Source organism: Methanoculleus marisnigri JR1, from assembly GCF_000015825.1.
GTDB classification, from domain to species: domain Archaea; phylum Halobacteriota; class Methanomicrobia; order Methanomicrobiales; family Methanoculleaceae; genus Methanoculleus; species Methanoculleus marisnigri.
This window is the reverse complement of the sequence record NC_009051.1, coordinates 2,073,269-2,094,742: the sequence shown is the minus strand read 5'-3', so window position 1 is coordinate 2,094,742 and position 21,474 is coordinate 2,073,269. Positions and strand designations below refer to the sequence as shown.

Below are 21,474 nucleotides of genomic sequence, written 5' to 3'. Positions count from 1 at the left end.
GTCTCTCCTCGACCTCGCGGTAGAGGACGTTGTCGGGCCGGATCTCCGGGAAAGCCTCTTAGAACTCCGGGATGTTGAACAGGACGCCGTTCACCCGGAACTTCTCCGGTGAGTGCGGATCGGCCAGCACCAGGTTCCGGAGCGAGTCCCCCCGGTCGTTCACCCGCCAGAGGCACGGGGCCGCGAGGAAGAACTTCCGGTCGGCGGCGGGGTCGGCCGACCCGTTCTCCGCCTTCTTCCACGCGTGGTAGGCCATGGTCAGACCCCCGAAGTCGGCGATGTTCTCCCCGAGAGTGAGGTTGCCGTTGACGTAAAGGCCGGGGAGCGCCTCGAACGCGTTGTACTCGGCGACGAGCAGGGCCGTCCGGTCGTTGAAGTTCGCGGCGTCCTCCTCAGTCCACCAGTCCTTCAGGTTCCCGTCTTTATCGTACTGTCTTCCCTGGTCGTCGAAGCCGTGCGTCATCTCGTGCCCGATCAACCAGCCGAGGATGGCGTAGTTGAAGGCAGGGTCTCTGTCGGGGTCGAAGATGGGCGGCTGGAGGACGGCCGCGGGGAAGACCATCTCGTTTCTGGTCGGGTCGTAATAGGCGTTCACCGTCTGCGGGGTGATGAACCAGGTGCCCGGGTCGACCGGCCCGCCGACCCTCTCAAGCCCTTCGGGGCCGTGGATGAAGGCGTGCGCTTTTGCGGCGCGGACGTTCTCCACATACGAATCCGAGAGGTTCAGCCCGGAGTAGTCCGTCCACCGGTCGGGATACGCGATCTTCTCCCCCATGGCGGCAAGTTTCTCGCGGGCCGCGGCTTTTGTCGGCTCGCTCATCCAGGTGAGGTCTGCCATTCGCGCATCAAAGGTCTCCCGGATGGCAACGACCATCCCCGACACCATCCCGCGTGTCCGGGGGTCCACGTATCCGGTGACGTATGCCCGGCCGACCAGATCGCCGAGGAACTCGCTCTCCGCCGCCACGACGCGCTGCCACCGGGGCTTCATCTCCGGGACACCATAGAGCGTCGTCTCGTAGAAGGCGAAGTGCTCCTCCTCGAACGATGCCCCAAGATAGGGAGACGCCTGATCGATCAGCCGGTAGCGCAGGTAGACCTTCCAGTCGTCGAGCGGCGCGGTCGCGAGCAGGGAGTCAAGTTCCTCTACGTATCCCGGCTGGTAGACATGCACCCTGCCGACCGACCCGGAACCCGGGATGGCGGCGAGAGTCCCCCACCCGACGGCGGGGTACCGTTCTTCGAGTTCGGCGAGAGTATGGATGTTCGCGGTCTTCTGGGGATCGCGATTCTCCTCCCGGCCGAGGTGGGCCGCGGCAAGGGCCGCTTCCATGGCATAGACGGTCTTTGCGTCGGCGGCCGCCTCTTCGGGGGACCTGCCGGCGAGCACCAGCACCCGGGCTATGTGCTCACGGTAGGCATCCCGGAGCCCAGGGCTTCCCGCATCGTTCCGGAAGTAATAGTCCCGGTCGGGCAGCCCGATCCCGCCCTGGTAAAGGCACGGGATCATCTCGCTGCTGTTCTCGGGGTTGGTCCCGGCCCCGTAGAAGTAGACCGGCGGGAAACCCTGTTCCAGGAGAACGATCGTGGTTTCGGTCAGATCGCCACGGGAATCGATCGCGTCGATCGCCGCGAGGAGATCGGAGAGACCGTCGAGCCCTTCCCGGTCGATCGTCCCGGTATCCATGCCCGACCGGTAGAACGTTCCGAGGAGGGTGGCGTTCCGATCGGCACTCTCCGGCGCGTCGGCCGCATCCTCGAGGAGAGCACGGAGGTCGTTATCCACCCCGTCCCTCATCCCGGTGAATACTGCGTAGTACTGCTTATCTGCCGGGATAGGGTGTTCCGCTATCCATGCATCGTTCACGTAGGCATAGAAGTCGTCGCCCGGATGGACGGACTCGTTGAGGGCGAATCCACTCCCGGGCGACTGCGATACATCGCCGGGAACCGCTGTCCCGGCCGGGTCGGCGCATCCGGCGCAGGCGAGGCATACGATCAGGAGAATGGTCAGAAGAATGTATTTCACAAGGAGATTGTCTCTTTTCCAGGAATAAGAATTTTGATCCGTGGCAACCCTATTTCGGAGGCGATGAAGCGAGCAACTCCCGATTCCACATGCAGCCACCCGTTACCGGTGACGGGCCGGGACGGGACCCGGCCGCATTCCTACCTCCCCCCCGCGCCGCTCTCCGCCCGCTCCGTCAGCCACACGTAAAACTTCCGGTGCCAGAACGGCACGTCGAGCGGCCGGGAAAGAGATTGCCAGGCCGCCCACATAACCCTCTCGGACACGCTCTGCCACTCGCCCGCCCGTCTGGCCATGTCGTCCGCCGGCTGCCCGATCGCGTGCAGGATCTCGTGCCAGATACGGAGGACAATCGCCTCGTCGTCCCTGTCCTCGCGCGTGACCCGGACGCTCGCCCGCATATGCATCCCGCCCCCGAGGGCCCGGGCGGGGATCGCATCGTCGAAGACGTAGACCGTTCCTTTCGGAACCGGGAACGGGAAGCCTTTCCACATCGGGTCCTTCTGGTCGAAGAAGCGGACATCCGGGGTGCCGGTCCGGACGGTGAACTGAAAGTACGGCGGGATGAGCCGGAGGTGCGGCTCAAGCCTCTGCCGCAGATCTTCGGTCTTGAAGAAGAGGTCGAAGTGAGGCATCGGGTGCGCATGGGTGCGCGGGCTGATAAACCATGGGGTCTGCCGAAGGGGGCCGCGCGCCCGGGACGGTTACCCCCGTTCGCCACCCTGCAACTGCTTCTGGGCGAGCGCCTCCTGCCGCCCGTCGATCCATGTCCGGGTCCAGACCCGGAGATCGCCGATGCTGGCGGACCCCTGCCGGTCGCGCATCGCCCGCAGGTGTTCCTCAAGTTCGTCGGCCATGGAAAATATCAACTCCTCGGATGCCTCTTCCGGCAACGGCCCTTCCGCACGCAGGCGGGCAGCGCCCAGATCAAGAAAGTGCTGCAACTCGCCTGTTGCCTCGAGGATCGTGGTGAGATCCAGTTTGACAGTAGGCCCCATGAAAAGGGGATTGACTCACCCGGTAATAACTTCATCCATTTCACTCAGGGCCCATATAGGGCTCCTCAGGGGTGATGCGCGACTCAAAAGCGTTCATTCGGGCCGGGGCCCCGCCTCCCCGGAGGCCGGGCTACCCCCCGGCCGCGGTGTGCAAATCATTTTAAGGACTCCCGGCACTCAGTGCACGCCCCCGATGTGGGGCGTGTCCCCCCCGGATACGGGGGCGATGGAGATGAAGAAGATGCAGGAGAGATCGGAGGTTATCCTGGAACGCAGGACGCGGACGGCCGGCGAAGAGTGGTTCATGTCGGCCGACGACATCCTGGATAAAAACGTGATCAACCCGCAGGGAGACGATCTGGGGGAGATCTCGGATATGCGGATCGGCTTCCCCGATGGCAAGGTGAAGTACCTGGTGCTCAGGTACGGCGGCGTGCTCGGCATGGCGGCAAAGAGGTTCGCCGTCCCGCCCGAAGCCGTGATCTACCGCCCCGGGGACGACAACTTTGTCGTGAACATCGACAAGCAGCGGCTGGACGACGAGCCGGGCTTCGACGAAGACCTCTGGCCCCGGGAAGCGGACTACAGCCTGATCCAGTCAGCCGGAACCATGACCCCGCCGACCCGTGAGGAGGCGGAAGCCATGAAGCGGGAGGAGCCCCCGCCGTCCGAGGTCATCACGACGGAGCGGGTCGAGACGCGGCCCAGGCGGAGGTAACCCCGGACTCCGGGTTCGGGGAACGACCACTCTTTTTCCGGCAGGCATAGGAAGTCGACCGCAAGGAAGATTACCCGGAACCGCCGAACGGGCCGCATCGTGCCTGCCATGCCAGCACCTGCAGACGGTCCGGCGCCGCCGGAAGAGCGGATCTGCGTTGAGCCCGGTAGCCGGGAAGGAACCCCAAACCTCCGGCAGGTCGCCCTCATCGCCGTAATCGCGATCCTCTTTACGGTCGCCTACCTCGCCCTCTACGGACTGCTCAACAACGTCGTCTGGTCTCAGAACAACTTCGTGCAGGCCAACCCCTGGGCGGTTCCGGCAGGCGTCCTCGCCTTCTCGCTGCTCGTCGGCCTCTGCCGCAGGTATCTGCACGCACCCGACGTGATCCATGGCGGGTTCGCCGAATCGCTCAGAGGCGGAGGCGAGAAACCCAACTACCGGACGTTTCCCGGTGCCCTCCTCTCGTCGCTCTTCTCGCTTCTCTCCGGGGCAAGCATCGGGCCGGAAGGAACAATCACCGTTCTCATCGGTTACGTCTCCTCGTACGTCCGCGACCGGCTCAGGATCGGGTCCCCCGGGGCCGCGCTCGGGTTCGACGTCGCCGCTCTGGCATCGGCGTTCAACGGGATCGTCGGCAACGTGCTCTTTACCGGGGTCTTCGCCACCGAGTTCCAGATCGGCGGAAACAGGAACGCCTTCCGGTTCCTCACCTGGAACCTGCTCGCCGGCACCGTCGGTTACCTCTTCTACCTGCTCCTCGGGCTCCCCTCCTTTGCGCGGAGCATCCCGTTCGAGCCGATCGGCGAGCTGCATCCCGGCTACATCCTCTGCGCGATCGCCCTCGGGATCCTCGGATCGCTGCTTGCGGTATTTGCAGGAGGCGCCATGCAGGCCGCCGGGACGGTCATGGACCGGATATTCGGCGACGCGCCCGTCGCCCGCGTCCTCGCCGCCGGGGCGGTCATCGCCTGCGTCGGCTACTTCATCCCGGAGGTGCTCTTCTCCGGGGAGGCCCAGATCCACGGGATCATCGCCGACCCGGCCCGGCTCGGGGTCGGGATGCTGCTCGGCGTAGCGGTCTTGAAGATCCTCCTGCTCGCGCTCTCGTTCAAGAGCGGGTATATCGGCGGCCCCCTCTTTCCCATCATCTTCTCGTCCACCCTGATCGGGCTCGCCTTAAACCTCGCCTTCCCGGGCATCCCGCTCGGCATCTTCGTGCTCTGCATCGAGGTCGCGGCCCTCACCCTCGCCCTCGGGGCGCCCCTGACCTCCATCCTCCTGGTCGCGGTCGTGGGCACGGCCGACCAGTACACGGTCGTGCTCCTCGTGATCTCCGCCGTCACCGCCATGGTCATCGCTGCCGCCGTGAAGGAGAGAATGGGAGGGCAGCCGTAGCGGACGGTCCGCCCTGCACCAGGCTTTTATACTCCGGAACCCATGGCGCCGACCGTCCATCCCGGCACGCCGGGATGCGGCAACGAGGGGGGAAGAACATGCAGTTCATACACATATTCACCTGGGAGCCCGGGAAGACGGCCGAGATCATGGAGGCGCGGGCCAGGGAGGAGATTCCGGAAGGCGTGACCCTGATCAACGAGTGGGTCGACCTCGTAGGGAACATGGTCTTCCGGCTGATCGAGACCGACGACCCCGTCGCCCTCATGAAGGTCGGTTTTTCCTGGAGTGACCTCGGCTACAGAGAAGTGCATCCGGTCATGGAATCAAAAGAAGCGTTGACCATTCTCAGGGGCTGAGGAGGGGCTTTCACGCCCCCTCCCTCAGGTGCCCCGGCCGGACAGGGACCATGTATGGCGCCGAAAGGTCCCGTTTCACCACCGCCTCGATCCCGTAGACCTCCCTGAGCATCTCCTCGGTGAGCACCTCGTCCGGCGTCCCGTAGCCGTAGACCGCCCCGGCCTTCATCACCATGAGGCGGTGGCAGTAGGTGGCGGCGAGATTCAGGTCGTGGAGCGCGATGACGACCGCGAGCCGCTTCTCCCCGGCAAGCCCGCGGAGGACTTCCATGACCCCCATCTGGTGGCAGACGTCCAGGTTGCTCGTCGGTTCGTCGAGGAGGATCACCCCGGTTTCCTGCACGAGCGCCCGGGCGATCATCACCCGCTGGCGCTCCCCGCCCGAGAGTTCGGCGACTTTGCGGAGCGCGAGATCCCCGAGATCGAGGAGGTCGAGCGCCGCAACCACCTTCTCCTCGTCGGTCCTGTTCACCGTCCAGTTCAGGTAGGGCCGCCTCCCCATCAGGACGGTCTCGAAGACCGTCGCCGCGGTCCCGTTCCCGGCCGATTGCGGCACGTAGGCCATCGCCCGCGCGACCTCGCGGCGGTGCATCGTGCGAAGCTCCCGCCCGTCAAGCATCACCCTCCCCCCGTCGGGGGAGAGCATCCCGTCGACGCACCGGATGAGCGTCGTCTTCCCGCACCCGTTCGGCCCCACGAGCCCGAGGACCTCGCCCGCGTCCACCGAGAAGGTGATTCCGGAGAGCACCTCCCGGTCGCGGTAGGCAAACGAGAGATCATTGACCGAGAGCCGCACCATCAGGCACTCCTCCGGTGCAGGAAGAGGTAGATGAAGAACGGCACCCCGAGGAACGCGGTCACGATCCCGACGGGAAGGACCTGCGGAGCAAGGACGCTGCGTGCGATGCTGTCGGCAGAAAGAAGGAGGAGAGCCCCCACGAGGCCCGAAGCGGGAAGAAGCGTGCGGAAATCGCTGCCGATGGCCATGCGGGTGATGTGCGGGGCGACGAGCCCGATAAACCCGATCGTCCCGGTGAAACAGATGATCACCGCGGTGATCAGGGAGGCGATCATCATCAGGACGGTCATCGACCGCTCGACGGGAACCCCGAGGCTGGCGGCCACCTCATCTCCTTCCGCGAGGGCGTTTAAGTCCCAGGCGCGGTAGAGGAGGTAGGGTATGGTGCAGGCGAGGACGAGGGCGACGATGCCGAGTTTCGGCCAGGTGGATTTGTCCACCGAGCCGAACATCCAGAAGACCACCGCCTGGAGCTGCTCGGCGCTGCCGACGTACTGCAGCAGCGACGTCACCGCCGAGAAGAGGTACATGAGCGCGATGCCGGCAAGCACCATCGTCTCGGAACCGATGCCCCGGTAGCGGGCCATCCCGTAGATGGCGAGCGCCGCCAGCAGAGAGAAGAGGAAGGCGTTGCCGATGACGAGGTACTCCCCGCCGACGACCCCGGCGCCGAGGACGATGGCGATCGAGGCGCCGGTGGCGGCCGCCGAGGCGATCCCGAGGGTGAAGGGGCTTGCGAGCGGGTTTCTGAGGATCCCCTGCATGACAGAGCCCGCCACCGCGAGCCCGAACCCGGCACAGACCGCGAAGAGCACCCGGTGGAGCCGGAAGTCCCAGACGATGGTCGTCGCGAGGTCGGGTGCGCTGAATACCCCGGGGAAGAGGCCGGCCAGGATCGCGAGGTAGGACTCACCCACGGTGAGGCCGGCCGACCCGAGCGTGACCGCGATGCCGATGAGGATGACGAGGCCGGCAAGAAGACCGCCGATGAAGAGGGCGCGGGTCTTCTTCAGCCGGGTATACCCCTCCTGGATGATGACGTGCTGTTCCATGGCGTCACCGGTCACGGGTAGACGAACGTCCCCTGGGATGCGAGGTCGAAGTCGATCCCCTGGAACCCGGTGAGGTAGCGCTGGTGGATAGCGTGCGGGTCGAGGTCGGCGAACCGGTCGGGGTAGAACCACTTCGCGAGGTAGGCCGTCCCGATGAAGTGCTGGGCGCCGCCGAGGATGTCGGAGTGGATGACGTGGACGCGGTCGTCCTTCACCGCGGAGATCCTCGACCACCCGGGCCGCTCGAGCAGCGCGGACCTGATCGCGGCGAGCGCTTCGGGATCGTGTCCCGCGTAGCCGCCGACGGCCAGGCCCTGCCCGGCCAGTTTGACGACGACTTCCGGGTCCGCGACGATGATCGCCTCGGGGTCGACGACGGGATACTCGGTCGTCCCGGTGGCGAAGGGGTTCTTCCCGCCGGCGAGTTCGGTCTTCTCGTTGTAGCCCGCACTGGCGGCAACGGTCGTGTAGTCGAACCAGTACTCGAAGTAGACCCGGGTCTTCTCATCGTCCGGGATCCCCGCCGTGCCGTCCCGGATCCGGTCCATCGTCGAGCCGTAGAAGGAGGCGAACTCCTCTCCCCGTTCGGGTTCGTCGACGATCGAGGCGATCGTGCGGATCTCGCCCGCGTAGGTGGCGGGCTTGAAGCAGTCGAACCGCAGCACCCGGATCCCGGGGCTGCTCGCCTCGAGCCTCTTCTGGATGTCGTCGCAGGCCGCGGTGCTGATCGTCGCGTAGAGGATGACTGTGTCCGGCCTGAGGATGAGAACCTTCTCCATGTCGGGAGACCAGATCGACCCGACGTTCGCCTTATCCCGGCACTCGGGGAAGAAGGTCTCCTTCTCGTGGCTGTACTTGTCGACGGCGACGACTTTGTCCATATCGAACCCGAGCGACCGCAGGGTCTCGAGGGACTCGCCGCTGAAGGTCACCACCCGGCGCAGGGGGCGGTAGAGCGTCACCGTTCTCCCCGTGGAGTCGGTGACCTCGCGGGGTTTCCCGTCCCAGCGGGCGTAGACCCAGGCGGCGTCGCGGATGTCGTCCCGGTCGAGGTCGCCGGCGCCGTCCATGTAAGCGGCGTCGAGGTAGGCGAGGGCCGCCGAGGCGTACTCGGCACGGGCGAGCGTCCCGTCGGCGTCGGCGTCCCCCGGGATGCCCTCTGCCGCCGATGCCGGGACGGCGAGGAGCAGGAGGAAGGTGAGGAGGTACCACCGGTTCATCGCCGACCACCCCGTCCGGCAAGAAGGAGAGCGGCAGCCGCAGCGACGACCGCAAACCGCGGGGCTGCCTCCTGTGCGGCAGGCTTCTCCCCGGCGCTCTCCGCCGCCGTCTCGATCCCGTCCACCGCGACGTGCGAGACGGCTACCTCCCCGTCCGTCTCATCGAGGAAGTCCTCCCATGTGCCGGTGATATCCCCGCTCCCGGAGGCGGGGGCCGTGACGGAGTAGGTGATGGCGGTATCGTTCATCACGGCAAACCCGATCTTCTGCCCCCGGACGAGGACCCGATCGTCCGGGTGGTCGGTCCCCGCAAAGGCGTAGCCGGTCGGCAGCGTCTCGACCACCCCGCCGAGGTCGATGCCGTCGATCGAGAGCGAGACGGTAAAGACCTCCCCCGCCCCCGGTTCGGCGGTCGAGAGCGTCCGGGTGACCGAGGCGCCGCAGACCGCGGCCGGAACGAAGAGAAACAGGAGGACGAGGCAGAAGAGACGGTTTGCCGGGAGACCCATCATGGGTTTGCGTTTGTCGATCAGGTAATATGAATGTTTCTTAATGTGCTAACAAGTCTGAAGATCGGGTGTTCGGAAGTATATCGGGCTGGTGGCCCGGTCGCCTACAGCATCCCCTGCTGCCCCAGCAAGACGAGCAGCATCGCCGACGCCGCCGAGAGCGAGAAGATCGTCACCGCCCAGACGGCCACGAACGCGACAACCGCAAGCGCGCTCGTCTCCCGGTAGGGGAGGAGCCCCTCGTTCATCCCTTTCGCCGTCCGGTAGGCATCGTAAACGCCCCAGGCCCAGATCGCCACTCCCGGAACGATCATGACAAAGAGGCCGAGGAGGCTTCCGAGCAGCACCAGGACGCCCCGTGCGAACTGCCCGTTGTAGGCCTGCCCGAGACCGTTGAAGAGGAGCGAGAGCCCTGCGGCTATCGCCGGGTTCTTTTTCTTCTCCCGGCGGGATACCTCCGCCGCCGCTATAGCGTCCGCAAGCGAGACCCGTTCCGCCGCATCGCCGTCCATGATTGTCAGGTACGCCCGGCAGGACTATCATTCTTTCCCGGGTTCCCGAGAGGGGGCATGCACGGGTTCCGGTCCGTCCCCGGCGATCGGCCTCCCACCTGCTATATACGGAAAGGCGTATACCCGGTGACGCCGGGATCTGCGGGTCCGGTTTCTGGTGACGGTATGCAACAGGCTGCAGGAAAGACCCGACAGGAGAGGAAGGCAGATCTCAGGGGTCTCGTCTACCGCATCCTTTCCGACGGCCTGATGATCTTCCTCGGCCTGGTAATGGCCCCCATCGTCATCATACCTCTCCTGCTCCCGACCCTCTCCCCACCGGTCGTCGAATTCCTCAATATGGCCGATACCACGATCATCGCCATCTTCGTCCTCGAATACGTCCTCAAACTGGCCCTTGCGGAGGACCCGGTGAGTCATTTCCTGGACCGCTGGCATCTCCTCGATCTTGTCATCATCACGCTCCCGGTCCTCGAGGTGGTGCCGGTTGCCGGTTCGACCCTCGCGAGGTCTTCGCCGGCGCTCCGGCTCCTCCGGGTGGTCCGGGTGGCGGCGGCCGGCGGAAGATCGGTTGAGCGGCGGATCGAGCCGGAGACTGCCGTCGCGGTGCCTGCGGAACCGGCGTTCTCGACGATGCGGATCCGGGGGAGAGTGGGGGATTCCAGAGACGGCGAGAGGGGGTTCACCCCCGCCGAGGTGAAGAGGTATCTTGACGACCCCCGGGTCGAGGCCTGGTTCGACCTCTCCGGTGTGTCGCGTCCGGACTTCCCGGTGCTCTCCGGGCTCCTCGATCTGCCCGGCGTCTTCTTCGAGAGCCGGCTGATGCGACCGTCGCACCCCGGGATTACGTTTGCCGACAAGACCCGGCTCATCTTCGTGCAGGCGCCGGAGCGGACGCTCCGCGTTCAAAACGGGGTGCGGGTCCCGGTCGTGACAAACGTCGGGCTCATCATCGTGAACCGGGGCAAGACGATCGTCACCGTCTCGAAAGCAGAAGACCGCTTCTTCGGACCGATCCGGGCGGGCCTCGACGGGAGCGCACTCGCCGGCGTGCCCCTGGACACCCGGGTCCTCTACGGCTCCCTTGATGGGATCAACGAGAACTACGCCCGGATCCTCGCGGAGCTGGAGGCCGAACTGATGCGGCTTGAGGGAACCCCCAACAACGAGATGTCGAAGGACTTCCTTGATACCGTCTTCCAGCTCAAGCGCGTGAGCAGCGTTCTGGCTTCAAGCCTCTTCCACCAGAGGGAGGTGACGACGGTCATCGCGAGGGATCTCCCCTCTACGAAATCGCGGGCAGGAGAGAAGAGCATCTTCGACGCGCTCGCGAACGAGACGGATTATCTGCACGAGAGCGCCGGGAACATCCGGGAGGGGCTCCTCTCCCTGATCGACGTCCACATTAACACCGTCTCCTACGAGATGAACCGGGCGATGCGGGTGATCGCCGTCCTCTCGGCACTCGTGCTGATCCCGACCCTGATCGGGCAGGTGCTCGGGACGAACATCCTCGGCACCCCCTTCAGCCTCTCCATCTGGCAGGTGACCGCCTGGACGATCATCTCGATGCTCGTGGTCGGCTGGGTCTTCTACAAGCTCGGGTGGCTGAGGTGAGGGGGTTATGCGGGTGGACGGGGGTCGGTCGACGGCACCGTGTGTTCCCCGGCAGCGCTACCGCGTAAACTCCTTCTCGATCCGCACACGCCGCCCGAGTTTCGCCTCGTACCACTCCTGCTGCTTCAAGGCCTGCTTCCAGCTCCTGATGCGGTGCCGGACCCGCGTTCCCGTCGCCGTATCGATCAGTACCAGCCTCGGCATCCCGACCTCCCCATCGATGCATGGAGCTCGACTTCAGGGGTTACGAACGTTTCCTTTCGTGCTCCAGGACTGCATGGCCTTTATCGAAGAAACAGATAGAACTCGTGACTCTATTCGTGGACGGCCGAGGCTTTCCTCAGCGTGAACACAAACGCCGCCCCCGCATCCGGGTGCCCGGCCGGCCGGGGGAGGGGGCGGCGTTCCGGTTTACGCTGAAGCCGGCTGCGCAAAAGTCCCTGGCACCGTCTCCTGCTGCCGGTAAAAATAGGCGGCACTCCCATACACGCGACTAACCGCCGGGTTTTGCTCATCGGTTAGCCGAATGGACTGTTCTGGATCGTCGTATGGCGATTATCCGGATCCTGAGGAAAGGTTTATCCTCTGATACGCCTTCTATCATCTCAGGTGAGTTCGGATGCCGAAATCAGCCTATTGCGGATACTGCGGGCGGGAGTTCCCGATAAAGGAGCGAGCCGCAGGCGAAAGCGGACTGTTCTGCAGCGTGGAGTGCCGGGAAGCGGCGGCAAAGCAGGACGCCGGCCAGGGAGAGCACCCGTCGGAGAGATTCCTGGTCTCGGGTCAATCGCCCTGGAGCAGGTAACCCTGCCCGACAGGACCCGTCTCGTCATGAGGTTCTGTGCGTAGCGGCGCAGATCGACATTCACCGTCGAAGGGTGGAGACTTCGGTACGGTGGCTTATCCCGACCCGGTCGAATAGCCTTCGCGAAGGGCAACGGGGATTCAGAAAGACTTCGGCTGAATCGTATTAACCGTTACGGGAATTCTTTTTTCGGATAACCAGAAGGAGATCGATCAGTCCGTCGACCCCGCCCTCCTCCGAAAGACCGCAACACCGTCCGGCCGAAAAAAAGGGTTCAGAGATACTCGTATATCAGAACCGCGACGTCGTTTACATCGTCCGTCACGCCCTGCAGGTCGTCCATCGACGCAAGGCCGGCGATGTTGTTGACGTAGATCGCAAACGTGACCGGCGTTCCCTTCGCCGTCGTCATGTAGCCGAGCAGGCCGCGGGTATAGAGGAAGATCCCGCCCTGCTGGTCGCCGCCCGCCGAGGTTCCGGTCTTGGCACGGATCGCACCGTAACCCGGGTCTCCCGGCTTGGCATTGGCTGCAAGCGTCCCGTCCACGCCGAGGACCGGCAGGGCGTCGGAGAGCGGGGCATACAGGTCCGTCCCCGCCATGTAGGCCGCGAGATCGGTCGCCGCGAGGGGGCTGATCCGGTTCACGATGCTCCCCTCGCCGTCGGCAAGCAGCAGGGTGTCGGGGTTCACCCCGATCTCTTCGAGAAACGCCCCTTCGACAAAGAGCCCGGCCTCGACCGTATCGTAGCCCTCGTGGGCGGCGATGATCCCGAGCAGGCAGTTTGCGTAGAGGTTCTGGCTCACCTTCAGGGTCACCTTCGCGTACTCGGAGAACGGCAAAGAGACGAGTTCGGCGACTCTCCCGACCGACCCGTACTCGTCGGGAAGGCGGCCCGACGGGTTCTCCCCGGCCGCCGGTGCCACGACCGCCACCCCGGCGTTCTCAAGCGCGTCGATGAAGAGGCTTCTCGCGAACGCCGCCGGGATCTCCACGTTCGAGGTCAGGTTGACCGGTCCTGCGTCCGCCGGCACCGTCCCGGTCACCTCGATCAACGCCTGCCCGGTGTAGGCGGGGATCGCCACCGCCGGGTCAGAACCCGGCGCCCCGGTCACGACGCGGCTCTCGATCGTGTATGCGGACGATCGCGGCCGCCAGTCGGCCGTCGCCGGCTCTCCCTCGCGCCCGGGAACGATCGTCACGTCGATCAGGTTGTCGTTGACGACGATCGGCGTCACCAGCCCTTCAGACATCATCTGCGTCTCGCAAAAGAGCCGGTCGTCGACGATTACGTCGTCTACCGCCGTGATCCCGGCCGCAGCAACCTGTTCGGCCAGGTTCTCGAGCCCGGCGAGCGGGTCGGCGTCGACGAGCAGGCAGTCCCCGAATGCCCGGGCATCGCCGTGATCCTCGTTCGTGAACGCAAGGGTGCCGTTCGGCCCGGCCCGACCGCCCATCGCAAGGTCGCCCGAGGCCACCAGCACCAGATCGTCGCCGACCCGGTACACCGGCGTCCTGAACCGGTAGTCGGGGCCGAGAACGTCGAGAGCGGTCGAGACGGTGAAGACCTTCGTCGTCGAACCCGGCGTGAAGAGACGGTCGCCGTTCATCGAGAGCAGCACCTCGCCGGTGGAGGTGTCCCGCGCCATCATGCCCCACGTGGCGTAATCATACCGCTCCTGCGAGATGACGGCGTCGATCCGTTCTTTAAATTCGGTTGCGTTCGCGGCTTCGGACGCTATAACGGTCTCGGCCGGGGATGTGGCGGTGCAGCCCGCAGCGCAGAGCGCGGCAAGAACGATCAATACTGCGCCCGTGACGGTGAGCAGCCGGCGACCTGCCGGCGGCGTTCCGGGAATTTGCGCATCCATAGGCGGAGGTTTGAGTTCTGCGGATTTAGGCGTTGTGAAAACGATTGGGACAACAGTGGGGTGTACGGATCTTCGCCCCTTCAGGGGGGAGGGATCACGGGAATGAAAAAACGGGGTGAAACATGGCGTGATTCTGCTGGAAAGACAGGAGACGAAAACGCCGCCAACAGGACTCGAACCTGTGACATGCTGGTTAACAGCCAGCCACTCTACCAACTGAGTTATGGCGGCACACAAGTGCTCTATAACGTCTTGACTGAATCGTATTAAACATTACGGGAATTCTCTTTCCGGATAACCAGGAGAAGATCGATCAGTTCGTCGACCTCGGCGTCCAGGGTGGAAAGAAGGTCGCCTGCAAGGGGTGTCGCCACCGCACCGGCCGGCGAGGCGCGGATGTAGCCCTCCTGCTCCAGGATCCGCAGCGAGTAGCGGACCCGGTGGTAGGGGAGATCCAGGATGTCGGCGAGTTTCATGATGCCGATGGGCTGGTGCTCCACGACCGCCCGGATCACCTCCAGGTGCCTTGAGACAAGTTCAATCTCGGATTTGATCTTTGCCAGCATGGGTTTGCCTGCGTGGGTGCCACGCGCACCATTATGGTTGTTCGTGCAGCCAGACCTTCGCCCGGGCATACTGCTTCCGGAACGATATGGAGAGGATCGCCCCTACCGCGAGGAGGAAGAGACCGATCGCAAGGCCGATGGTCCCTTCGGGCGCGAACCGGAAGAGGACGAAGACACCCATGGCGAAGCAGAGGACGATGACGTTGAGCATGACCGTCAGCATGACGAACTTTGCCTTGAAGACCTGCTTGGTTGCCTCATCCATTATTCATACTTGAACGCGGGGGTAAAAGTACTTGTGGTTTCAACGGAAGAGTTGGTAGAATGAATGGACTGGATTCGGCTATCCGCGATGCGGGTGCGGCGGCATACGCGGCCTACGGCTCGTCTATAGATGCCAACGTGCGCTACCTGACCCGGTTCCGCACCACCGATCCCGTGGTCTACGTGGGAAAGCCGGGCGAGCGCGGGATGATCGTCGTTCCGCAGATGGAGCACGAGCGTGCCGTCCGCGAATCGACGGCGGCGGTCGCCACCCGTGCCGATGCCGGGTACCTCGAGTACATCAAGGCGGGAGAGCCGCGCTGGCGTGCGACCGCCCACATGATCGCCGACCTCGCCGGCGGCCCCGTCCTCGTCCCCGCGAACTTCCCGCTTGCCCTCGCGAGAGAACTCGAATCGTTCCAGCCGGTCGTGCTCGACGAGCAGGGGTCTGTCGAGGCGATGCGGGCGATCAAGACGCCGGAAGAGGTCGAGTGGATACGCTCGGTCCAGCGGGCCACCGAGGCCGCGATGGAGCACGGGATGGCGCTCATCCGGTCGTCGGTCCCGAAAGGGGGCATCCTCCACCGGGACGGCGCCCCCCTCACCTCTGAAGCCGTCCGCGCCGGGATGCATGCCTACCTTCTCGCCCACGGATACCGCGGGGTCGACACCATCGTCTCCTGCGGTCCCGACACTGCTCTCCCGCACAACGCAGGCACCGGACTGCTCCGGGAGAACGAACCCATCGTCATCGACATCTACCCGCAGGACGAATTGACCGGCTACCACGCCGACATGACCCGGACGGTCGTGAAAGGCGAGCCCTCTCCTGCAATCCGGGAGATGTACGAGGCTGTGCGGGATGCAAAAGCCAACGCAGCATCGATGCTCCGTGCCGGTGCCGTCGGCGCCGACCTCTACCGCGCGACGGTGGAGTTCTTCCGCGACCGCGGCTACGAGAGCAACACGCAGGGGTTCACCCACAGCCTCGGCCACGGCGTCGGGCTCGAGGTGCACGAAGAGCCGTCGCTCGGTCCGCAGGGTGGGGTGCTCTGTGCCGGCAACGTCGTCACGATCGAACCGGGGCTCTACTACCCCGGCACCGGCGGCGTCCGCCTGGAAGATATGGGCGCGGTGACAGAGACCGGGTTTGACCGGTTCACCCAATACAAAGAGGAGCTCACGCTATGAACATGGATGATGAAGTTTACAACGCCTACCGGGAAGCAGGAGCGCTGGCAAGGAAGGTGCTCCGCCGGGGTGCGGGGCTCGTGAAGGAGGGGGCGCCCCTCCTCGACATGGTCGAAGAGACGGAGAACATGGTGACGGAGGAGGGGGCGCTTCTTGCCTTCCCCCTGAACGTCTCCTTCAACGAGGCCGCGGCGCACGATACCGCCATGCCCGGCGACGAGCGGGTATTTACCCGGGGCGACCTCGTCAAGGTCGATCTCGGGATACACGTCGACGGCTACATCGCCGACACCGCCATGACCGTCGACCTCGGCGACCACGGGGCGCTCGTCGAGGCGTCCCGTGCGGCCCTCGAAGCGGCGATCGGGGCCGTCCGGCCGGGTGTCGTCACCGGGGAGCTCGGGACGATCATCCAGGCGGCGATCGAGGAGCACGGCTACAGACCGGTTGCAAACCTCACCGGGCACGGCCTCGATCGCTACGACCTCCACGGAAAGCCCATGATCCCGAACGTCGCGATGAACGGCGGCACCGTCCTCGAGGAGGGGATGGCCTTTGCAATCGAGCCCTTCGCGACAACGGGGTCGGGGAAGGTCACCGAGGCGGCGCGCGTGGAGATCTACAAACAGATCGCAGCCCGGCCCGCACGTCTCCCGTCGGCAAAGCGGATCCTCGAGACCGCACGGCCGCGCAGGGGGCTCCCGTTCTCCCGCCGCTGGGTTCCGGGAGACAAAGTCGAGATCGGCCTCGCCACTCTGGTGCGGAACGGGATCCTTCATCCCTTCCCGATGCTGCACGACGTCCCGGGCTCGTTTGTCTCGCAGGCGGAGCACACCATGATCGTCACCGAAGAGGGGTGCGAGGTCACCACCCGGTGAGTTACGCTTATTGATGCCGCACGCAAATATGTCTGCTCATAGATATGACCGGCGACACTGGTACACGTGATGTCCTCGCCATCATGGAACTCCTGCTCACCGCGGAGATATTCAACCGGAACGAGGAACTCAATATCAATGACCTTCACCCGCGGTGCCGGGAGTTCTTCGGTGCCGGGAGCGGCGGGAGCCCCGAGGTGAAGCGTCCCCTGATCGTGAGCGAGGGCGCGATCAAGAAGGTGCTCGATACCCCGGATGCCGTCTACCAGGCGGTTCGCGCAAATCCGTTCGTCAGTTACGAAGAGTTCGGGCAGCGGCTGAGCCTGCCTTCGCTCGACACGGCGGCGGGATGGTTCCTCAAGAAGGGAGGGGAGGAACGGGTCGGTGAGAACCCTGTTCTCGCGTACTTCTTCGACGGGAAAGACGGCGTCACAGTCCGGTACCGCGACGTCCGGGCGAAAAATCGCCGGTTCGAGGATACCCGGGAGTACGTGGAGGCAAAGGTCTCCCGGATCATCGGGGAGAGCGAGGAGATGCGGGAGGCCCGTGACCTCATCATCATCAGCGCACCGAACGAGGTCGAGTTTACCGTCGAGAAACTGGTCTGCACGCCCCGGCAGGAGGAGACCATCAAGAAGATCGGCGTCGCCCTCGAGCACCGCGACTTCTTAAAGCGGCACGGCATCTACGAGTTCGGCCGGCTCCTCTTCGTCGGCCCGCCCGGAACCGGGAAGACCTCGCTTGCGCTCGCGATGTCGCGGGCACTCCACATGCCGGTGCTCGAGGTCCGTCTCGCGATGGTCACCTCCCAGTACCTGGGCGAGACCTCGAAGAACATCGACCGGATCTTCGACCTCGCGAAGAAAATCGCCCCCTGCATCCTCTTCATCGACGAGTTCGACTTCGTCGCGAAGACCCGGGTCAGCGACGACCACGGTGCGATGAAGCGCGCGGTGAACATGCTCTTAAAAAACATCGACCAGATCAGTTTCGTCAAAAACGGCGTCCTCCTCATCGGGGCGACGAATCACCCCAGGATCCTCGACGAGGCGGCCTGGCGGCGGTTCGATGAGGTGGTGGAGTTCCCGCTCCCCGACCGCGAGATGCGGCAGGCGATCCTCGAGAAGGTCGCCGCCACGATCGAGTGCGACTGCGACTTCGCGGACCTTGCCGCCCGGACGGAAGGGTTCTCGGGCTCCGATCTGCGGATGATGATGAAAGAGGCGGTGATGTCGGCGCTGATGGAAGACCGGCACCGGGTCGGCCCGGTGGATATCGAGCAGGGTCTCCTTCGGGCGGAGGAGAGGAACGTCATCCGGACAGGGCGCTGAGATGCAGATCACGCTGCTCGGGACCGGGGACGCCATCGGGACGCCGAAGATTGGATGCGACTGCGAGAACTGCCGGGCGATGGTCGCGGCGGGGCGGTCACGGCTCCGGACGTCCTTCCTCGTCGAGATTGAGGGCAAGCACATCCTCATCGAGTCGTCCCCGGACCTCCGGCAGCAGCTCCTCCGGGCCTCTTCCCCCCATATCGACGCCGTCCTCTGGTCGCACGGCCATTACGACCATTTCATCGGGTTCGGCGAGTTCTACCGGGTGCAGAAGGTGCCCCCGGCCTACGCGGCGCCGCCGGTGATGGACTACTGCTCGGGCTACCTCCACTTCCTGCCGTTCGAGAAGCACCCGGTTCCGGTCTACGAGCCGTTCGACCTCTTCGGCGTGACGTTCACGTTCTTTGAGGTGAACCACCCGCCGGTCTACACCTGCGGGCTCCTCCTCGAGCACGACGACGTGGCGGTCGCCTACACCGCAGACACGCGGGAGGATATCCCGGAAGCGAGCAGGGATCTCCTCCAAAAGGCCGACATCGATCTCCTCTTCGTCGACGCCATCGCTCCCGAGGGCTATAATATCACCAAGCACATGAACTACGTCGAGGCCGTCCGGTTCGCCCGCGGCGTCGGGGCGAGGGACTACCGGTGCGTCCACATGAGCCACCTGGTTCCGCCGGGGATGCCCCACGCCGGGTACGATATGGAGACGTTCTGCTGGGAGTAGGGCGGTGGAGGATCACGCTATCTGCCCATGCGCCTGCTCAGATACAATGAAGCGATAGACTGGCTTTTCACTCTTCAGAAACTGAAGAATTAACCGGAGGGAACGACCGCCAAATTTTGTAAACATTCCCGTCGTAGGCCACAATAACCTGTAAACTTTCGAGCGGTTCGTGCGTAGTGCTATTGAAGCGATCGATGTAGACCATATGGAATTCTTTAAGCCTTCCCTCACGTACGTCAGAGGCGCTGAACTTTCCGACGGTGATCCGGAACGAATCGTTCTCAATTGTTTTAGCAACTCCCGGGTGGGATAGGGCAACGATGACTGCATCTGCTTGAGAGATGGGTTCTGTAAGTGAGATATTGATATATTCCGATTGATTCACCGGTTGCTCTTCAACGCAACCCGTACAGCAAAAAAGAAGGACTGAGAGGATTACCATCAGCCCTCCAATTCTTCTTTGTTCTCGCGATCCATGCGTCGATCCGGCACGCATTCGGCCACCATGGTCTGTAGAAGTTATCGTAAACCCCTTTATGCTGGTCATGATGTTACCTGCTCATTTGATTACCGCTCGTGTGGGGGCCAACCCTCTGGAGAAACCAAAGGAGGTATCACCTGGAGCTTTTCTGAGATTATGCAATCCGTTCTCACCCGGACGACCTCCTACCGGAAGATGAGATCCCCTCGCGACGAGGCGCTCTCTCCGCCTTTATCGCACGCGATCTCCCAGTGGTACGCACCGGGACGCTCAGGCATGAAGTCCACCGACAGCGTTCCCGTCCAGTCGTCGTTGAAGAACGGGGTGTCGTTTATGGACCATGTATCTACCGCACCATCCGGGCCTTCCAGCCGGAACTCGGCCATCTCTCCGATTGCACGGTTGGCGTCGGCGTATTCGCACTCCACGACGAACCGGTAAACCGATCCCGGTACATGGTTTTCGACGAACCATGAGCCTGCATATGCGGTGCAGTCTGTCCCTCCTCCTTCGTCGATGACGAGCGAGCCGCCGTCGACGGGTATGACATGGACCCATGTCAGGTTCCCGTCAACGGACATGATAGTGGTCAGGTCCGGATCTACGGGCGCAATGCGTGTCAGGTTCCCATCGACAGGTATGACGCGGGTCGGATCGTTCTCTGCGCTGACCGGCACCACCGCCATGCAGGCCAGGAGCAGGCCGATGACGGCGGCAGCACACATTCTGAAGATCTTGTTCTGTTTCATGATTCAATTCTCCTTTCACGCAGGCTCCAGGAGGCCACAGAACTGCAACGGCTATCCCTGTTCGCAGCCGCCAGCACCATCAGCCCCCGGGCACGCTTTGGGGGCCTGGATACAACGCCAATCGAGGTTCCCGGCCCCCGCAGGATACCGCTTGCGATATCATCGATTGAGGCTTTGTTGTTCCTCTTTATACCTTTTCTGTGCCAATCATCGACACGTCCGGGCACTCGAAGGCTCCGAACAGGGAATATGGCCCGTTCTGCAGATACTCCGTCACTCGCCCCGGATGCCGGCGGCAGGCGGGGTGAGTGCATTCCGGGCGGGCTGACCGCCCGGCCGTCACCGGATGTCCATCCGTATGAAACGGGTGTATGCCGCTCCGAAGAAGACCGCCGGTAACGCAAGCATCGCGACGATCGGCTGCCAGATGAGAGCAATCAGGTCGGGAAGGTCGGGGAGCGGTTCTTCCCCGGGGGGGTGTTCTCAAGGCGAAGGGGTCCGGGTTGATCCACATCGAGAACCGTGGATTGGTGATCGCTATCGAGAGTTCCTGGTAATTCCTTTGTGGCGAGAGGAGGCGGATGGTCGCTCCGACACGTTCCTTTTGTTCGAGATAGACTTGCTCCTCCTCCCGGTACTGCAGCCACTCCTCCTCGGTGGGATGCGGGTCGCTCATAAGATCCACCACATCCGGCGGCGTTCCGGCAACCGCATCGGTAAGGATGCCACCGGCCATCGGTACGACGGAGGAGAAGACGAAGATCGCGACCAGCGACCAGACAAGAGCGCTCCCGCTCTCGGCAACGACCGCCGAGGCGAGGAGAGCGACCGAGAAGAACGTGAAGAGGTACACCAGCGAAACAATCCAGAAGACCAGGATCGCTCCGAGCTCGGCTGGTGAGGGGACAATTGCAAAGAGCAGGAGCAGGGCGAGCGCGATGAGAACCGCGATGCTCATCGCCAGCGTCAGGGCGGCGAACCCGCCGAGCGCCTTGCCGGTGATGATCTCGTCGCGGAAAACCGGACGGGAAAGGAGGGTTTTGAGCGAACCCGACCAGCGTTCCCGCGTGATCAGGTCGAACCCGGTCGCGATCGCAAGCAGCGGGCCGTAGCTCAGGACCTGCGAGGAGAGATTGAGGAAGACTACGAGGAGTGAGGGTTTCTCCGGCATCCAGCCGGGGTAACCCAGGAATTTCGGCACCGGCACGGTACCGTCGGAGTATGCCGCGAGTTTCTCGCTATACTTCTCGACACCCTCGTAGAGGGAGACGGAACAGAGGATCAGGAAGAGGAGGAGGACAAGGGTGAACCGCCGACTCGCGAGGTGATCGGCAAACTCTTTCCCCGCCACGAGGAGCGTGCGGTTCGGACCGGGTACCCGGTCTGCCATTCTCTCGT

General features: G+C 64.0%; 24 protein-coding genes and 1 tRNA gene. 9 read left to right on the top strand and 16 right to left on the bottom strand.

The annotated features are described in order from the left end of the window. Positions 1–58 precede the first annotated feature (58 nt). The 3 genes from MEMAR_RS10400 to MEMAR_RS10390 form a co-directional block, all read right to left on the bottom strand. A complete protein-coding gene (locus tag MEMAR_RS10400; RefSeq protein ID WP_011844940.1) occupies positions 59–2,029 on the bottom strand; it encodes a M13 family metallopeptidase in 1,971 nt (656 codons plus the stop codon). Positions 2,030–2,169: 140 nt separating this feature from the next. Then, on the bottom strand, positions 2,170–2,664 hold the full coding sequence (locus MEMAR_RS10395) for a hypothetical protein (RefSeq protein ID WP_011844939.1): 495 nt from the start codon (positions 2,662–2,664) through the stop codon (positions 2,170–2,172). A 69-nt stretch (positions 2,665–2,733) separates the two neighbouring features. Further along, positions 2,734–3,027 (bottom strand): hypothetical protein, encoded by a 294-nt coding sequence (locus MEMAR_RS10390; RefSeq protein WP_011844938.1) that lies wholly within the window; start codon positions 3,025–3,027, stop codon positions 2,734–2,736. A gap of 226 nt (positions 3,028–3,253) precedes the next feature. Between MEMAR_RS10390 and MEMAR_RS10385 the strand changes: the two genes are divergently transcribed. The 3 genes from MEMAR_RS10385 (at position 3,254) to MEMAR_RS10375 (ending at position 5,502) form a co-directional block, all read left to right on the top strand. Then, on the top strand, positions 3,254–3,745 hold the full coding sequence (locus MEMAR_RS10385) for a PRC-barrel domain-containing protein (protein WP_245526596.1): 492 nt from the start codon (positions 3,254–3,256) through the stop codon (positions 3,743–3,745). A gap of 108 nt (positions 3,746–3,853) precedes the next feature. Continuing rightward, the gene (locus tag MEMAR_RS10380; protein WP_011844936.1) at positions 3,854–5,143 is read left to right on the top strand and encodes a chloride channel protein; all 1,290 of its coding nucleotides are present in this window, start codon (positions 3,854–3,856) and stop codon (positions 5,141–5,143) included. 98 nt (positions 5,144–5,241) lie between these two features. Continuing rightward, complete coding sequence (locus MEMAR_RS10375) at positions 5,242–5,502, top strand: DUF3303 domain-containing protein (protein ID WP_011844935.1); 261 nt, start codon at positions 5,242–5,244, stop codon at positions 5,500–5,502. Between the two features lie 10 nt (positions 5,503–5,512). On the opposite strand, the gene MEMAR_RS10370 is transcribed toward MEMAR_RS10375, so the two are convergent. The 5 genes from MEMAR_RS10370 to MEMAR_RS12520 all read right to left on the bottom strand — a co-directional run bounded on the left by MEMAR_RS10370 (position 5,513) and on the right by MEMAR_RS12520 (position 9,594). Further along, positions 5,513–6,301, bottom strand: a complete 789-nt coding sequence (locus tag MEMAR_RS10370) for an ABC transporter ATP-binding protein (RefSeq protein ID WP_011844934.1) — start codon at positions 6,299–6,301, stop codon at positions 5,513–5,515. Next, positions 6,301–7,353, bottom strand: a complete 1,053-nt coding sequence (locus MEMAR_RS10365; RefSeq protein WP_011844933.1) for a FecCD family ABC transporter permease — start codon at positions 7,351–7,353, stop codon at positions 6,301–6,303. Before MEMAR_RS10365 ends, MEMAR_RS10370 begins: the two co-directional genes overlap by 1 nt. A gap of 11 nt (positions 7,354–7,364) precedes the next feature. Further along, positions 7,365–8,573 (bottom strand): ABC transporter substrate-binding protein, encoded by a 1,209-nt coding sequence (locus MEMAR_RS10360; RefSeq protein WP_011844932.1) that lies wholly within the window; start codon positions 8,571–8,573, stop codon positions 7,365–7,367. Beyond that, entirely contained in the window at positions 8,570–9,085 is a 516-nt protein-coding gene (locus MEMAR_RS10355; RefSeq protein ID WP_011844931.1) for a hypothetical protein, read from the bottom strand. The genes MEMAR_RS10360 and MEMAR_RS10355 overlap by 4 nt, the downstream gene beginning before the upstream one ends. Positions 9,086–9,186: 101 nt before the next feature. After that, the gene (locus tag MEMAR_RS12520; protein WP_011844930.1) at positions 9,187–9,594 is read right to left on the bottom strand and encodes a hypothetical protein; all 408 of its coding nucleotides are present in this window, start codon (positions 9,592–9,594) and stop codon (positions 9,187–9,189) included. 165 nt (positions 9,595–9,759) lie between these two features. Between MEMAR_RS12520 and MEMAR_RS10345 the strand changes: the two genes are divergently transcribed. Then, positions 9,760–11,211 (top strand): CorA family divalent cation transporter, encoded by a 1,452-nt coding sequence (locus tag MEMAR_RS10345; RefSeq protein WP_011844929.1) that lies wholly within the window; start codon positions 9,760–9,762, stop codon positions 11,209–11,211. A gap of 57 nt (positions 11,212–11,268) precedes the next feature. Here MEMAR_RS10345 and MEMAR_RS13180 read toward each other — a convergent pair whose 3' ends face one another. Continuing rightward, positions 11,269–11,415, bottom strand: coding sequence for a hypothetical protein (locus MEMAR_RS13180; protein ID WP_156168367.1), 147 nt, complete (start codon positions 11,413–11,415; stop codon positions 11,269–11,271). Between the two features lie 415 nt (positions 11,416–11,830). Here MEMAR_RS13180 and MEMAR_RS13015 point away from each other — a divergent pair, with 415 nt between their 5' ends. Beyond that, the gene (locus MEMAR_RS13015) at positions 11,831–12,016 is read left to right on the top strand and encodes a hypothetical protein (RefSeq protein ID WP_143706390.1); all 186 of its coding nucleotides are present in this window, start codon (positions 11,831–11,833) and stop codon (positions 12,014–12,016) included. A 274-nt stretch (positions 12,017–12,290) separates the two neighbouring features. Here MEMAR_RS13015 and dacB read toward each other — a convergent pair whose 3' ends face one another. The 4 genes from dacB to MEMAR_RS10325 all read right to left on the bottom strand — a co-directional run bounded on the left by dacB (position 12,291) and on the right by MEMAR_RS10325 (position 14,717). Beyond that, on the bottom strand, positions 12,291–13,886 hold the full coding sequence (gene dacB, locus MEMAR_RS10340; RefSeq protein WP_011844928.1) for a D-alanyl-D-alanine carboxypeptidase/D-alanyl-D-alanine endopeptidase: 1,596 nt from the start codon (positions 13,884–13,886) through the stop codon (positions 12,291–12,293). Between the two features lie 158 nt (positions 13,887–14,044). Next, a tRNA-Asn gene (locus MEMAR_RS10335) sits at positions 14,045–14,117 on the bottom strand. Positions 14,118–14,152: 35 nt separating this feature from the next. After that, positions 14,153–14,452 (bottom strand): hypothetical protein, encoded by a 300-nt coding sequence (locus MEMAR_RS10330; protein WP_011844927.1) that lies wholly within the window; start codon positions 14,450–14,452, stop codon positions 14,153–14,155. Positions 14,453–14,483: 31 nt separating this feature from the next. Then, positions 14,484–14,717 (bottom strand): hypothetical protein, encoded by a 234-nt coding sequence (locus tag MEMAR_RS10325; RefSeq protein WP_011844926.1) that lies wholly within the window; start codon positions 14,715–14,717, stop codon positions 14,484–14,486. Between the two features lie 59 nt (positions 14,718–14,776). Here MEMAR_RS10325 and MEMAR_RS10320 point away from each other — a divergent pair, with 59 nt between their 5' ends. From MEMAR_RS10320 to MEMAR_RS10305, 4 genes are read left to right on the top strand one after another with little or no spacing between them, the layout of a single operon-like run. Continuing rightward, the gene (locus MEMAR_RS10320) at positions 14,777–15,907 is read left to right on the top strand and encodes a M24 family metallopeptidase (RefSeq protein ID WP_011844925.1); all 1,131 of its coding nucleotides are present in this window, start codon (positions 14,777–14,779) and stop codon (positions 15,905–15,907) included. Next, positions 15,904–16,785, top strand: a complete 882-nt coding sequence (gene map, locus MEMAR_RS10315; RefSeq protein ID WP_011844924.1) for a type II methionyl aminopeptidase — start codon at positions 15,904–15,906, stop codon at positions 16,783–16,785. The genes MEMAR_RS10320 and map overlap by 4 nt, the downstream gene beginning before the upstream one ends. A gap of 44 nt (positions 16,786–16,829) precedes the next feature. Further along, on the top strand, positions 16,830–18,116 hold the full coding sequence (locus MEMAR_RS10310) for an ATP-binding protein (protein ID WP_011844923.1): 1,287 nt from the start codon (positions 16,830–16,832) through the stop codon (positions 18,114–18,116). A 1-nt stretch (position 18,117) separates the two neighbouring features. After that, positions 18,118–18,846, top strand: coding sequence for an MBL fold metallo-hydrolase (locus tag MEMAR_RS10305; RefSeq protein ID WP_011844922.1), 729 nt, complete (start codon positions 18,118–18,120; stop codon positions 18,844–18,846). A gap of 67 nt (positions 18,847–18,913) precedes the next feature. Here MEMAR_RS10305 and MEMAR_RS12815 read toward each other — a convergent pair whose 3' ends face one another. The 3 genes from MEMAR_RS12815 to MEMAR_RS10295 all read right to left on the bottom strand — a co-directional run bounded on the left by MEMAR_RS12815 (position 18,914) and on the right by MEMAR_RS10295 (position 21,466). Next, complete coding sequence (locus MEMAR_RS12815) at positions 18,914–19,393, bottom strand: hypothetical protein (RefSeq protein ID WP_011844921.1); 480 nt, start codon at positions 19,391–19,393, stop codon at positions 18,914–18,916. Between the two features lie 119 nt (positions 19,394–19,512). Further along, positions 19,513–20,076 carry a hypothetical protein gene (locus MEMAR_RS10300; RefSeq protein ID WP_011844920.1) on the bottom strand — a complete coding sequence of 188 codons (564 nt, stop codon included), beginning with the start codon at positions 20,074–20,076 and terminating at the stop codon, positions 19,513–19,515. A gap of 187 nt (positions 20,077–20,263) precedes the next feature. Then, positions 20,264–21,466, bottom strand: coding sequence for an ABC transporter permease (locus tag MEMAR_RS10295; RefSeq protein ID WP_011844919.1), 1,203 nt, complete (start codon positions 21,464–21,466; stop codon positions 20,264–20,266). Positions 21,467–21,474 lie beyond the last annotated feature (8 nt).